This window comes from Pandoraea horticolens (genome assembly GCF_902459555.1).
GTDB lineage: Bacteria > Pseudomonadota > Gammaproteobacteria > Burkholderiales > Burkholderiaceae > Pandoraea > Pandoraea horticolens.
Window position 1 is genome coordinate 1 of record NZ_CABPSM010000007.1, and the last position, 13581, is coordinate 13581.

The 13581-nt window shown below is 60.9% G+C and carries 11 protein-coding genes and 1 pseudogene; 1 reads left to right on the forward strand and 11 read right to left on the reverse strand.

Translation table 11 applies throughout. The features are described from left to right. The 6 genes and pseudogenes from PHO31112_RS13020 to PHO31112_RS13045 form a co-directional block, all read right to left on the reverse strand. A pseudogene (locus tag PHO31112_RS13020) lies at window positions 1-107 on the reverse strand (electron transfer flavoprotein subunit beta/FixA family protein); the annotation flags it as partial. Window positions 108-185: 78 nt separating this feature from the next. Continuing rightward, complete coding sequence (locus PHO31112_RS13025; protein WP_150620893.1) at window positions 186-1415, reverse strand: MFS transporter; 1230 nt, start codon at window positions 1413-1415, stop codon at window positions 186-188. Between the two features lie 137 nt (window positions 1416-1552). Further along, complete coding sequence (locus PHO31112_RS13030; protein ID WP_150620894.1) at window positions 1553-2443, reverse strand: amidohydrolase family protein; 891 nt, start codon at window positions 2441-2443, stop codon at window positions 1553-1555. Between the two features lie 110 nt (window positions 2444-2553). Continuing rightward, entirely contained in the window at window positions 2554-3966 is a 1413-nt protein-coding gene (locus PHO31112_RS13035; RefSeq protein ID WP_150620895.1) for an FAD-binding oxidoreductase, read from the reverse strand. Between the two features lie 49 nt (window positions 3967-4015). Then, entirely contained in the window at window positions 4016-4747 is a 732-nt protein-coding gene (locus PHO31112_RS13040; protein ID WP_150620896.1) for a FadR/GntR family transcriptional regulator, read from the reverse strand. Between the two features lie 153 nt (window positions 4748-4900). Then, window positions 4901-5200: an antibiotic biosynthesis monooxygenase family protein gene (locus PHO31112_RS13045; protein ID WP_150620897.1), complete on the reverse strand. Its 300-nt coding sequence runs from the start codon at window positions 5198-5200 to the stop codon at window positions 4901-4903. Between the two features lie 337 nt (window positions 5201-5537). Here PHO31112_RS13045 and PHO31112_RS13050 point away from each other — a divergent pair, with 337 nt between their 5' ends. After that, window positions 5538-6740, forward strand: coding sequence for an ammonium transporter (locus PHO31112_RS13050; RefSeq protein ID WP_150620898.1), 1203 nt, complete (start codon window positions 5538-5540; stop codon window positions 6738-6740). 20 nt (window positions 6741-6760) lie between these two features. Here the strand turns inward: PHO31112_RS13050 and PHO31112_RS13055 are convergent, their stop codons facing one another. Genes PHO31112_RS13055 through PHO31112_RS13075 form a run of 5 tightly spaced genes read right to left on the reverse strand, consistent with a single transcriptional unit; the run spans window position 6761 to window position 13556 of the window. Beyond that, complete coding sequence (locus tag PHO31112_RS13055) at window positions 6761-7822, reverse strand: CobW family GTP-binding protein (RefSeq protein ID WP_150620899.1); 1062 nt, start codon at window positions 7820-7822, stop codon at window positions 6761-6763. Continuing rightward, window positions 7819-9237, reverse strand: coding sequence for an MFS transporter (locus tag PHO31112_RS13060; RefSeq protein ID WP_150620900.1), 1419 nt, complete (start codon window positions 9235-9237; stop codon window positions 7819-7821). The genes PHO31112_RS13055 and PHO31112_RS13060 overlap by 4 nt, the downstream gene beginning before the upstream one ends. Before the next feature lie 58 nt (window positions 9238-9295). Further along, the gene (locus PHO31112_RS13065) at window positions 9296-9667 is read right to left on the reverse strand and encodes a hypothetical protein (RefSeq protein WP_150621080.1); all 372 of its coding nucleotides are present in this window, start codon (window positions 9665-9667) and stop codon (window positions 9296-9298) included. A gap of 8 nt (window positions 9668-9675) precedes the next feature. Further along, entirely contained in the window at window positions 9676-11457 is a 1782-nt protein-coding gene (locus PHO31112_RS13070) for a hydantoinase B/oxoprolinase family protein (RefSeq protein ID WP_150620901.1), read from the reverse strand. Further along, complete coding sequence (locus PHO31112_RS13075) at window positions 11454-13556, reverse strand: hydantoinase/oxoprolinase family protein (protein WP_150620902.1); 2103 nt, start codon at window positions 13554-13556, stop codon at window positions 11454-11456. Before PHO31112_RS13075 ends, PHO31112_RS13070 begins: the two co-directional genes overlap by 4 nt. Between the last annotated feature and the right edge of the window lie 25 nt (window positions 13557-13581).

The window sequence follows — 13581 nt, forward strand, 5'->3', positions numbered from 1 at the left end:
TTCATCGACATCTTCACGTTCGCGATGTCGACGCCACTGCCGTCGCTCTTCACGCGAACCTTTACGTTGTAATCCACCACCCGTTTGACCGGCACCAGGACCTTCATGCGCAACTCCCTTGAATCAGAAAAACCGGGAGGCAGGCCGACTCGACGGCGCTCGCCCCCCCCTGAGAAGATACGAACTTACTCGATCTCGCGCCCTTTCGTCTCGGGCAGCAAGAATGCGGTGACCAGCACGACAAGATAGGCACCGCCGGCGAACATGCCGATGGCGGTTCCCAGGCCGCTGGTCTTGGCCAGATAGCCGACCAGACTCGGAAACAGCGCGCCGATGCCGCGCCCGAAGTTATACGCGAAGCCCTGCCCGTTGGCACGCACCGCCGACGGAAACAGCTCGGTCAGATAAGCGCCCATGCCACTAAAGATGCCCGATGCCGCGAAACCCAGCGGGAAACCGAGAATCAGCATCTGGTCGTTGCTCAGTTGGAACTGCGTGTATGCATAGATACTCACCCCCGACAGCACGGCGAAGATCAGCAGGTTCGCGCGTCGTCCCAGACGATCGGTCAGATACGCGCCCGTCAGATAGCCGATAAACGACCCCAGAATAATCACGAGCAAATAGCCGCCAGTGCCGATGACCGAGAGATGACGCTCGGTCTTCAGGAACGTCGGCAGCCACGTCGTCACGGCGTAGTACCCGCCCTGCACACCAGTACACAGCAACGCCGAGAGCGCCGTAGTCTTGATGAGCGACGGCGAGAAGATCGCCCAGGCCGACGTGCGCTTGGTCGCGCGCTCCTCCTGCTTGCGCGTGCGCTCGAACAGTTCCGGCTCCGGCACATTCTTACGAATGAAGAGCACGAACAGCGCCGGAATCACACCAATCCAGAACAACGCGCGCCAAGCGTACTCCTCTGGCAACAACGAGAACGACGCCGTGTAACACAGCGCAGCCACCGCCCAGCCGATAGCCCAGCCGCTTTGCACGGTACCGACGGCACGTCCGCGATACTCGGTGCGCACGATTTCGCCCATGAGCACCGAGCCGACTGCCCATTCGCCGCCGAAGCCCAGCCCCTGCAATGCACGCAGCACGAAAATCTGTTCGAAGTTCTGCGCAAAGCCGATCAGGACCGTGCAGACGGAGAACCACAGAATCGTCGCTTGCAGAATGCGCACACGGCCGAAGCGGTCGGCAAGCACGCCCGCCACCCAGCCGCCGATGGCCGAGAACAATAGCGTAATGGTGGCCAGCATGCCGGCCTGCGCCTTGTCGATACTGAACACGGTGATCAGCGTTGTGATCACGAAGGTGAATACCATGAAGTCGAGCGCGTCGAGCGCCCAGCCGCCAAACGCCGCAACAAATGTGCGCCGCTCGGTCTTGTTCATCTGGCGATACCAATCCATCTTGTCTCCTCCTCTTGTCCCTGCTCAATTGCGAGGGCGCGACGTGCGCCCGGATAGGATAAAAATCAGTGGCGAAAAACGTCAGTACATCAGGCGGCAATACCGCCGCCCGCGACGCCGCATACGCCGGTGCATCGTCAAACCGTTACCGGGAACCCGTACAGACGTGCCGGGTTGTCCACCAGAATGCGACGCCGCGTATCGGCATCAGGCGCCCATTGCGGCAACAGATTGCGCAACGCGCCCGTGTTCGGCATGCGCGTGAGCGACACGTGCGGCCAGTCGCTTCCCCAGACCATACGGTCAGGGGCGTCTTCGATCAGGGCTTGCGCGAAGGGGGTCACGTCATCGAACGTCGGGAAACGCTCGCTGATGCGATAGGCCCCCGAGAGCTTGACCCAATATCCATGGTCGCGAACGAGCGAGCGCAGCGCGGAGAAGCCAGGCGCTTCGAGCCCTTGCGCAACCGGCGTGTGCCCCATGTGATCGACAATGCCCGGCACCGGCAGCTTCGTCATGCGCGGCATGAGTTCGGGCAACGCGTTCACATCCATCAAGAACTGCATATGCCAGCCGAGATCCTTGATACGGTGCGCCAGCGCTTCCATCGCCGTGAAGCCGATACCGCCGCCGAACAGCACGTTGATGCGCAAACCGCGAACACCCGCCGTGTGCATCGCTTCGAGTTCGGCATCGGTCACGTCCGGCGAGACCACGGCGATGCCACGCAGGCGATCGTTGTGACGGCGCAGCGTCTCGAGCATGTAGCGGTTGTCCGTGCCGTAGACACTGATCTGCACGAGCACGCCGTAAGTCATGCCCGTGGCGTCGAGCATCGCAAGGTACTTGTCTTCGGGCGCGGGCGGCGGCGTGTAGCTACGCTCGGGCACCATGGGATACGCGTCGCTTGCGGCAACCACGTGCGCATGTGTGTCAACGGCACCGAACGGCACGTCGAAGGTGGGTGGATCAATCTCCGGCAGCGGGCCAAGGCACAGCGGCGCTCCGGCGGCGGGCGTTACGGTCATGTCGACTCCTCAGGAGGCGCGAGGGCGACAGTCGCAACGTCGGGCTCACGCCGGGGGGGGTAAAACAGATCGGGCACCGCTACTGCCAGCGCCCGTCAGAAGGCAACCGCTTACAGCAGCTTGCCGGGATTCATGATGCCGGCCGGATCGAATACGGCCTTGATCTCACGCATCAGCCGCAGCTCCAGCGGCGACTTGTACTTCGCAAAGTACTCGCGTTTGAGTTGCCCGATGCCATGCTCGGCGCTGATGCTGCCACCGAAGCGCGCCACTTCGTCGAGCACTTCGGCAGTGATCGCTTCGCCATGTCTGGCCATGAAGTCCGCCACTTCGCCCGCCGGGCGCGACAGGTTGTAATGCAGATTGCCGTCGCCAAAGTGACCGAAGATGAACGGCCGCACTTGCGGACAAACACGTCGCACGCGCACCTCGGCGCTCGTCATGAATTCCGGAATGGCTTCGATCGGCAGCGAGATATCGTGCTTGAGATGCTGGCCGTCTGCACGTTGCGCCTCGGAGATTTCCTCGCGCAACTTCCACATTTCCTCGACCTGCCCCAACGTGGACGACACCACGGCATCCGCACACAGATCGCGCTCGATGGCCGTCTCGATCACACGCTCGAGCAAGGCAGCCAGCGCTTGTTCGTCGGTCGTATCAGCCAGTTCGACCAGCACATAACCGGCATGACGCTCGGCGAACGGCGCACGCACGCCGGGCACATGGGCCATCACCAGATCGACACATTCACCCGTGAAGAACTCGAACGCTTGCATACGTGGGCCACACTCCGCGAACAGCAACTCATACAGTTCCAGCGCCTGACGCGGCGACGTCACCGCCGCGATCACGACCTGACGAACGGGTGTCGGCGCATAGAGACGAAGCGCCGCCGCCGTTATCACCCCCAGCGTGCCTTCCGAGCCGATCAGCAACTGCTTGAGGTCGTAGCCGGTATTGTCCTTGCGTAGCGTGCGCAGGCCATGCAGGATTTCACCGTTCGGCAGCACGGCCTCCACGCCGAGTACGAGTTCGCGCGTCATGCCGTAGCGAACGACGTTCACCCCGCCGGCGTTCGTCGCCAGATTGCCGCCAAGCTGACATGAGCCTTCGGCCGCGAGACTGAGCGGCAACAGACGATTCGCGTCGCGTGCCGCGCGTTGAAGGTCTTCGAGAATGCAGCCGGCTTCAGCGACCAGCGTGTTGGCGATGGTGTCCAGACTGCGCACGGTATTCATGCGATCCAGGCTGAGCACCACGTTCTGGGTAAAACTGTCAGGCGTCGCGCCGCCGCACAGGCCCGTATTGCCGCCGCGCGGCACGACCGGCGTCGCCGTACTCTGACAAAGCGCGAGAACTTTTGCCACGTCCTCCGTCGTTCGCGGACGCACGACGGCCTGAGCGTTGCCGCGATACATGCCGCGCCAGTCGGCCAGCCACGGGGCCACGTCGTCGGACGAGGTGAACACGCTGTCGGCACCGACAGCGTCGATAAGACGTTGAGCAAAAGCGGAGATAGTCATAGGGTCACGCGTCGGGGGTTACGGTGCGGAAGATGGCATCTGACGAGGGTCAGGCCCGAGTCGGCGCAATGGCGCCAGTGATGACGTCGCGCCCAGGCAGCGTCAGCCCCAAACGCGCCGAGGCACGCAGCAGATGCGAGAGCGACGCCGCGCGCGCCAGCAACGGGTCGCGCGCCTTGATGGCGTTGAACACGGCCACATGCTCCTGATGCACCTGCGCGGCGAGCCCCTCGTGACGCAGAGTGTTCGTGCGCGCCGCCTGCACGACCTGCCGGATTTGCAGGTTCAGATACTGCAAGAGATCGGCGTAGTAACGGTTATGCGTGGCGCGCGCAATGGCGGCATGGAACGCGGTGTCGTACTCCACACCGTTGTCCGCGTGGTACAGATTCGTTTCCAGCTTTTCCAGAATGCCGGCGAGCCGGCGAATGTCTTCGTCGGTGTGACGAACCGCAGCGAGCGCCGCGGCGGTGCTCTCCAGATCGAGCCGCAATTCGTAGACGCTGGCGAGGTCCGCCGCGTCCTGCCCAACGGGAACCTGAAAACCGCTGGACGGCGTGCGCGCCTTTACGGTCACCCCCGCCCCCTGCCGGCTATCGATCAGGCCCTGCGAGCGCAAACGCTCCGTCACCTCGCGGATCACCGCCTGACTCACACCGTACGTTTCGGAGAGTTGCTTGCCGGTCGGCAACTTGGTGCCGACGGGATAGGTGCCCTGCCGGATAGCGTCCTGCAACTGCTGCGCAACCTGCTCGGTCAGGGTCTTGGGCTTGGTCGTCATCCTCTCGCGTCATCTCATATTTTTCTGGTTTGCATGTTATATGAAAACTCTGAACATTCACTTCCGAGTTAACCCTTAGACTGCCACACCATGAATGACAAAGGCGGCGGGGAATCTTGCTCCACCGCCGCCTTTTTTACTGCGTTACGACGCTTAGAAACCGATCAGCGCTTCCGTGACGTGGCTCACGTTCGGCGGTGCGGCGAAGCAATCGCTCACGAGTGCGCGCCATTGCTGGAAGGCATCGGAGTTGCGGAAGTGGACAGTGTGGTCTTCGAGCGTTTCCCACGTCACCACCAGGCTGTAGTGGGTCGGCTGTTCGATGGACTTGAGCAGACGCATGCCGTGGCAGCCTTTCGAGCCCTTGAACAGCGGTGCGGCTTTCGCCACACCTTGCTCGAACGCGGCTTCGCTGCCGGGCTTCACTTCGATCTGGGCAATTTCAAAGATCATCGGATTTCCTAGAGGGTTTGGGTGTAGTGGTGCGGGTGTCGATCTTGTTGTCGTCGTGCGATGGCGCCGCAAGAACGCTCGATTCTATACCGCACGTTCGTGTGATGCACCGCATGCGACGCGCCCTCACCTTTCGGCGTTTTTCCGCTTACGTACCTCGCATCTGCGCACGGACTTCGGTCATCCACCGGCCGCACGGCACCATGAGCGTGCAGCCCGCCGCCAAATTTTGACTTCACCAGACAAAACATCGATAAAAATCAATCATCTGAAAAATGCTGGCATTGCTCTTGCATATCTTCTTTCTTCTTTATGTTTGCACCAAAAGAGCACATTCATGCCCAATTCCAATACACCCGGCGACGTGCTGTTCCTTCTGCTCGGCGCGATCCTGGTGCTTGCCATGCACGCCGGCTTTGCGTTTCTCGAACTCGGCACCGTTCGCAAGAAGAATCAGGTCAACGCCCTCGTCAAGATCCTGACCGACTTTGCCGTCTCCGGACTCGCGTACTTCTTTATCGGCTATCCGCTGGCGTACGGTATCGACTTCTGGTCGAGCGCCACGGTGCTGTCCGAACACAACGGCTACGCGCTGATTCGCTTCTTCTTCCTGTTGACGTTTGCGGCCGCGATTCCCGCCATCGTCTCGGGCGGCATTGCCGAACGTGCGAAGTTTCACCCCCAGTCGGTGGCAACCTTCTTTCTTGTCGGCGTGATCTATCCGTTCTTCGAGGGCATTGCGTGGAATGGACATCTCGGCATTCAGGACTGGCTCACGCGCGTCTTGGGCGCGCCCTTCCACGATTTCGCAGGCTCGGTGGTCGTGCACGCGGTCGGCGGCTGGATCGGGCTGGCGGCAGTGCTGCATCTCGGCGCACGCCGGGGACGCTACAACGGGCAGGGGCAAGTGGCCGCGCATCCGCCGTCGTCGATCCCATTCCTTGCCCTCGGCGCGTGGATTCTGATCGTCGGCTGGTTCGGTTTCAACGTGATGAGCGCGCAGCGTGTGGGGGGCATCTCCGGGCTGGTCGCCGTCAACTCGCTCATGGCGATGGTCGGCGGCACTCTCGTGGCGATGTGGATCGGCAAGGATGACCCCGGCTTTATTCACAACGGCCCGCTCGCGGGGCTAGTCGCCGTGTGTGCCGGTTCGGATGTGATGCATCCGCTCGGCGCACTCGTCGTGGGCGCCGTCGCGGGCGGTCTGTTCGTGTGGCTCTTCACGGTGACGCAGAATCGGTTGCGCATCGACGACGTGCTCGGCGTCTGGCCGTTGCATGGCGTGTGCGGCATCTGGGGAGGACTGGCGGCAGGCATCTTCGGACAGACGGCACTCGGCGGACTGGGCGGCGTGAGTTTCGTCGCGCAGGTTGCCGGGACGGTGATGGGGGTGGCCATTGCCTTCGCCGGCGGTTACGTCGTGTACGGCGTCATCAAGCGCACCGTCGGTCTGCGGCTCGACGACGAACAGGAGTACTACGGCGCCGACCTCTCGATCCACAAGATCACCGCGACGCCGGAACGCGAGACGAACTGGTGAGCCGCGAAAAAAAGCCGATATCAAGGTGCCCCGGCACGTGACCGGCGCCGTGCGAGCACACTGAGCGACACATCAAGTGCCTCGGCGTCGACACCGCGTGCGATGAACACCATCCGCGTGCGCCTATCGGCGCCGGGCCACTGAGGAAGTAACTCAGGAGGTTGAAAGAGGTGCTGCACGCCATGAATGATCATCGGACGGTCCGGATGCTCAACCAGATTCACAATACCTTTTACGCGGAGTAAGTCCTTTCCGCGCATTGCGATCAGGGTATCAAGCCAATTTGCAAATCCTTCGGCCGGAAGCGGCTCATCGCGCACAATGACAAACGACGTAATCCCATCCCTATGGATAGGCGTCCTCTCGGCGGGGTCCTGCGTATGACGAGTACCCAAGCGATATACGTGCGAAAAATCGCCGGGCGCAGTGCCCTGGCTAGCACGCACAAGTGCGCGAAGCGCTTCCGGTTGCCCGCTGGGATCTCCGTGTATCGATGCTTGAGAAGTGCGCTCGCGCAAACGCTCGAGCAACGCGATCGGCGCCGGGCCGTCAAGTAAGTCGGTCTTCGTCACAAACAACGCATCCGCGACAGCAAGTTGCTGCATGGCTTCCGGCTCTCGCGCCAACGTATCCAGCCCGAGCACAGCGTCAACGGTACAAGCCACCCCCGTCAGCGAAAAGACCGCTCGAACCGACGCGTCCCCCATCAGCGTTCTTAAGATTGGGCCCGGATCGGCAAGTCCACTTGTTTCAATCAGAACTTGCCTCACCGGTGGTGCCGAGCGCTGGCCCAATCGCGCCAGCGCATCGACCAGATCGCCACGCATCGCGCAACACATGCACCCGTTCGAGAGAAGGACCGTGCCGTCCGTCGCATTGGCGATCAGGTCGTTGTCAATGCCCACCTCACCGAACTCATTCACGATGACGGCGGTGCCGTGCAGATCGGGCAGTGCGAGCAAGCGATTGAGCAGCGTCGTTTTCCCGCTACCCAGAAAGCCTGTCAGCACAGTGACCGGAATGCGATCATCCCGGCTTTGCGCCATCACCAGCGACGAAAAATGCCCCGCGCCGGCGCTCATGACGAAATCTCCTCCAGAGCGCGGTTACTGGTCTCTATCATGAACCTGGATGTAATAAGTCCAACCGCGGCGGAAGCGGCGAACATCAGAAACACCCATCCAATGCCGTGCGCAGACAGAACCATCCCGGTCAAGATTGGCGCCGCAGCCGACGCCAGGCGAAGCCAGGAAGTGGCCAGGCCGGTACCGATGGCTCGCATGCGTGTGGGATAGATTTCGGGGGTGTACAAGTACAACAGAACGGTTGTGGTACCCATGACGGCGTAGGCGGAAGATGCCAGGATGGCCACGGTCCACACGTTGTCGGCGCCCAGCACCGTGAGCAACGTCAGCAGAGCGCAACTGACGAAAAAGCAGGCCCCGGCCCAGCGGCGCCGGCCAATGCGATCCACCAGAAGCGCGCAGACAAGCACCGCACAAGTGCTCAGCACATTCGTAATTGACGCCATTCGCAGCGCCTGCTGAAGCGGGAGATGATAGACGGTCTTGTACAGCGTGGGCAGCCAGTTATTGATGCCGTTCGCCACGAAGTACGATGCCCCCCACAGCACCCAAACCACAAATGTGCGCTTACGGAATATCGGCGAAAAGAGCTCACGCCACGATCCTTTACGTTTCGTTCCAGCCGCCTGCACATCGACAAGCGCCTTCATCCGCTTTTCGATCTCGACATGATCTCGTTGCACGTCCAACGTCCGACGCGTTGTACTGGCTTCCAACCCGTCAATTACCCGTCCAGCGCTTTCGTAACGCCCCTTGGAAACCAGCCAACGCGGCGACTCCGGCAGTTTGAGCAGAAAGAGCAGGATCACCATCCCTGGGATTCCGCCGACCAGGAACATGTAGTGCCATCCGAAAGTGGGAACCACGAAAGAACCCACTTGCGCAGCCGCCAAAAGCCCCAGGGGAAAAATGAGTTCGTAAAGAATGAAAAAGCGCCCACGCCCTTTTGCTTGCGACAGCTCATTGATATATGTCGCCGCGATCGGCACCTCACCTCCGACACCAATGCCTTGCAGAAAACGCAGGGCAAAGAGCATGTGGAAATTCCCCGCGAACGCGCACGCAATGCTCATGACAGACATGAGGCCCACAGTCATCGAAATACTGGGAACGCGGCCGATGCGCTCGGCCAGCCAACCGAAAAACAAAGCACCAATCACTTGTCCGGCGTAACCCGCAGCGATCAGCAAACCCACCTCAGCCTGAGTCAAATGCCAGAGGCCGACGAGCACCGGCAACACGAATGCCAGCGACAACGCATCAAACGCGTCAAAGAACGTGGCGCTTCCCATGACGATCCGCGCTTTCGTATGCCAGCGGCAAAATGGCACGTTCTCCATGCGAAACAGCAGTTGGGCGTTGCGTTGCGCGTCGGCAACGTCTGTAACGGCGGTAAAGGCATCCGCTTTCATCAATTTGTCTCCTGGCCGGGGGTCGTATCCCACGTCCTATGTGTATATTTTGTGTGCGTTAGTTGGACAAACCGGATCCATGAAGCTCCGCGAACGAATTCAACGTTCGCTCAAGACGCGACACGATCCAGTCGGCTACAGGCTGTTGAATTCGCGCCTCCTGCACGTCCTCAAGCAGTTGACGCAGCGGCTGCGGGCCGGAGGCCGCCGCCCCAGGACGCCTCCGAAACCAAGCCGCGATTTCAGCGACCTCGCAGCGTTCCCCGCAATCTTGCAGGTAGTCCACGATATCCAACTCGAAGTCATCCAACCTGAGGCTCACGCCACCGGCACCGCAAGCACATGCGCCCCCCAGCGCGACGTGATTCAGCGCCAGTGCACTCCAGAGATCCAGAAGTGCACTGGCGCGGGCGTTCAGGTCGTCGGCCACAACGGTGCTCACTGAATTGCCCAAGTCGGACTCACGGCCCCGTCAGCGCGGCGTCGCAACTCTCGGGTCGCGTCGTGATCCACATGTGTCGTGGCGTCCAGCGCGACTTTATAGACTTCCCGCGCGACTTGCTCGCTTACGTATCCCTCGCGCACGTCCTCGGCAACTTTCTCTGCATCGCGATCCAATGGGCTGCCAAAGCCGCCACCACCGCCGGATAGCATCTTGTAGGCGTCGCCGCGCTCAAGGCGCACGTTGAAGATCTTGGCATTGGGATGATCGGTCTTCCACACACCCTTGTGTCGCACCGCAAGGCCGTTACCCATAGCGTCACCGCCGCCCTCGAGTCCCCAAGGCTTGCAGTGAACCCGGTCGATGCGCGTTGTTACGGTGAACGGGGACAGCGCCTGCACCACCATCTCCGCACCCAGGCCACCCCGATGCTTGCCGGCCCCAGCGGAGTCCTGCCGGATCTCGTACTTTTCAACCAGAACGGGGTACTTGGCTTCAAGCTGCTCAGTGGGGCTGTTGTGCGTGTCGCCGTCGTTGATACACACCGTCACGGAGACGCCATCCTCGGAACTCTTGGCCCCCCAACCGCCGCCAAGCGGGCCGATGCCGACGATGAACAGGCGCCCGTCTTCAGGCGAGATGCCGTGGATGTTCGGGAACACCAGGTCTGCGTGATGACCGGCGATCGAGCGATCCGGAATCGCGGGGGCCAGCGCCTTGAAGATCGTGTCGATCACCGTCATCGGAAACGTCATCCACACCCGCATCGGGTACGGCCGCTCCGCACTAATGACCGTCCCCATCGGCATGATGACCTTGAGCGGGCGGAAACTTCCGTCGTTGACGGGATAATCCGTCGGCGTCGTCAAGCATTTGTAAGCCACCTGCGCGCACGCAATGCCGGTAGTGAAGCCGGAATTGTAAAAGCCGCGCACCTGTTTCGATACATCGGACAGGTCGACGGTCATTTCGTCCCCCGCAACCGTGACCTTGACGCGAATCGGGATGCGCTTGCCGATTTCAAGGCCATCGTCGTCCATGAACGACTCCGCTTCATAGACACCATCCGGAATCGACAACGTGTTCTTGCGCGCGACAGCCTCGCTCGAATCCATGATTTGCCGGATCGCGGCTTTCACCTCTTGCGCACCGTAGCGCTGCAGAAGCTCGACGTAGCGCCGCTCACCGGTGGTAATAGCGGTAATTTGCGCACGCAAATCACCCAGCGCCCTTTCCGCCAGGCGAACGTTCATCGCAATGATGTCCACCAGATCCTGGTTCACGACACCTTCGCGCTGATACTTCATGATGGGAATCTGGATCCCTTCGCTGAAGATATCGGTCGTCACGTTACCGAGGGTGCCGCCCACGTCAAGCCAATGGGCCATACAACATGTGAAACCCTCAAGCTTGCCGTCATGAAACACCGGCATCGTGAACGTGAAGTGGTTGAGGTGGCTGCCTGTCGTGTAGGCATCGTTCGTGACCAGAATATCGCCGGGCTTGATATTCTCGTAACCGAAGTGCTTGATCTTCGCCTTCACTGTCTCAGACATGCCACGGATGAACATCGGCAGTCCGAGACCAATGGAAACGGTGTCCCCTTCCTTGGTGAACAGGCCGACCGTAAAGTCCAGCGCCTCGTAAATGATGAGGTTGTATGCCGTGCGCGTAAGGTTGCTCTTCATTTCCTCCGTCACGGCGTACAGGCCATTGCGGATGATTTCAACGGTGACCGGATCGACGGTCTTTTGTTCGATGGTTGAGGTCGTGCTCATGCTCTGTCGCTCCCGATGGCGATTTGAAGGTTGCCAAGTTCGTCTACGCGCAGCGAGTCACCCGGCTGCACGACTGTCGTAGATGCGTGCTCTTCAATCAGCGCCGGTCCGACGATCTCGTTACCCGTCAGCAAACGATCACGGATGAAAACGGGCGTTTCGGCCCAACCGGTAGCACGGAAGTACACGGACTTGACGGCACGAACTGCCAACGGATCGGGCGTGGTTTCGCCTTTCTCCACACTGTGCTTGGGAGGCTTCTTCATGGTGCCCAACACCGTTACCCGCAGGCTGACGAGGTCCGCAGGCTCCTTCGGGGCCGATGTTCCATAGCGCACCTTGTGCAATTCGTCGAACTGTTGCTTGATCGAGGCACGATCCCTGTCGGCGAAGAACGCCATCGGCAAATCGACGGTGACCGCATGTTCCTGGCCAACGTAGCGCATATCGGCCGCGCGCTCGATGACGATCCCATCTGCCTTCACGCCGGACTGCGCGAGTGCGGCTCGCCCCTCATCCTCCATGCTTTGATACGCCGCCTCGATCTCGTCGAACGAGACTTCGTTGAGCTTGCGGAACACAGAACGCACGTAGTCGTACCGGAGGTCTGAGAAAAGCATGCCGTACGCGGAGAAATATCCCGGCGCATACGGAATCAGTACACGGCGAATACCAATCTCGCGCGCAATCGCAGAGGCGTGCAACGGACCTGCGCCGCCATAAACCACCATCGTGAAACTGCCCGCGTCCAGACCTCGCTCAGTGGTCACAGCCTTTACCGCGTGCGACATTTGCGTCACCGCAATGCGCAAAATGCCATCTGCCGCCTCCGTGGCGTCAAGTCCCAGCGGTCCCGCGATCCGCTCCGCCATCTGACGTTGGCAGGCGTCGAGGTCGAGCTTAAGCTCGCCCCCCAGGAAATGATCTTTGTCCAACCGCCCCAACAACAAGTTGGCATCCGTCACGGTGGGCTCTTTGCCGCCGCGCCCATACGCGACAGGCCCTGGCATCGACCCCGCGCTTTGTGGCCCGACTCGCAGCGCGTTGCCGGTTTCCATGCGAGCAATCGAGCCCCCCCCCGTACCGACCTCGTGAATGTCCATCATAGGTATCTGAATCGGCAAGGCTCGTTCGTAGCCACCGATCAGTGCCGAACCCGTCGTCAACGGTCGACCTTTGCTAATCACGCCCGCCTTGGCGGTCGTGCCTCCCATGTCGAACGCGATAGCGTCCCCCATGCCGAGCTGCGCACAGATCGCCTGCGCGCCAATGACGCCTGCCGCCGGGCCCGATTCGAGCATCCTGACGCATCCAACCTTGGCGTGCTCGACCGGGAACAGCCCCCCCGTCGACTGCACGATGTAGAAGTCGCCATTGAAGCCTTTGCCGGAAAGGTGCGCTTCCAGCTCCCCGAGGTATGCCGAAACACGCGGCCCGACATAGGCGTTAGCCACGGCCGTCGAGACGCGTTCGAACTCGCGATATTCCTGACTTAGCTCGTGGGATGCACAGATGAACGCCCCCGGCATCTCCTCTTGAAGGATCGCCTTGACTCGCTGTTCGTGCGCCGGATTGCGATACGAATGCAGGAGAAGGACCGCAACAGCCTCAACGTTATTGCCTCGCAATTCGCGGGCCAACTCGCGCACTGCGGCTTCGTCCAGCGGTTTGTGCGTGCTGCCGTCTGCTCGCAGTCGCTCGGCAACTTCGTATCGGAGGGATCGCCGAACTAGCGGTTGATGCTTGTTGAAGAACAAGTTGTAGGCATCAGGACGATTAACCCGGCCGATCTCGTAGATATCACGGAAGCCTTCGGTGATCAGAAGCGCGGTATTGGCGCCGTTTCGCTCCAGAAGCGTATTGATCGCAATGGTCGAGCCGTGAAGAAACAGATGACCGTCGCGCCAGTCGAGGTTCGCGCTGTCGATCGTTGCCTGGATGCCCTTGACCAGTTCGCCATGAGTAGAGAGCGCCTTGCCGAACAGCAACTTTCCGGTCACCTCGTCGAAGGCCGCCATGTCGGTGAAGGTACCGCCGATGTCTACGGCGATGCGCAGTCGGCCCTCAGTCGCGCGGGCGACATTGGATGTTTTTGCCATGATATCGATTCGTATAGAAGTGATG

Bases quoted from the DNA above. Each gene is read 5' to 3' on its own strand.
- PHO31112_RS13035 (WP_150620895.1), bottom strand. From the start codon at position 3,966: ATGACTATCTCCGCTTTTGCTCAACGTCTTATCGACGCTGTCGGTGCC.
- PHO31112_RS13030 (WP_150620894.1), bottom strand. From the start codon at position 2,443: ATGACCGTAACGCCCGCCGCCGGAGCGCCGCTGTGCCTTGGCCCGCTG.
- PHO31112_RS13070 (WP_150620901.1), bottom strand. From the start codon at position 11,457: ATGAGCACGACCTCAACCATCGAACAAAAGACCGTCGATCCGGTCACC.
- PHO31112_RS13075 (WP_150620902.1), bottom strand. From the start codon at position 13,556: ATGGCAAAAACATCCAATGTCGCCCGCGCGACTGAGGGCCGACTGCGC.
- PHO31112_RS13060 (WP_150620900.1), bottom strand. From the start codon at position 9,237: ATGAAAGCGGATGCCTTTACCGCCGTTACAGACGTTGCCGACGCGCAA.
- PHO31112_RS13040 (WP_150620896.1), bottom strand. From the start codon at position 4,747: ATGACGACCAAGCCCAAGACCCTGACCGAGCAGGTTGCGCAGCAGTTG.
- PHO31112_RS13055 (WP_150620899.1), bottom strand. From the start codon at position 7,822: ATGAGCGCCGGCGCGGGGCATTTTTCGTCGCTGGTGATGGCGCAAAGC.
- PHO31112_RS13025 (WP_150620893.1), bottom strand. From the start codon at position 1,415: ATGGATTGGTATCGCCAGATGAACAAGACCGAGCGGCGCACATTTGTT.
- PHO31112_RS13045 (WP_150620897.1), bottom strand. From the start codon at position 5,200: ATGATCTTTGAAATTGCCCAGATCGAAGTGAAGCCCGGCAGCGAAGCC.
- PHO31112_RS13050 (WP_150620898.1), top strand. From the start codon at position 5,538: ATGCCCAATTCCAATACACCCGGCGACGTGCTGTTCCTTCTGCTCGGC.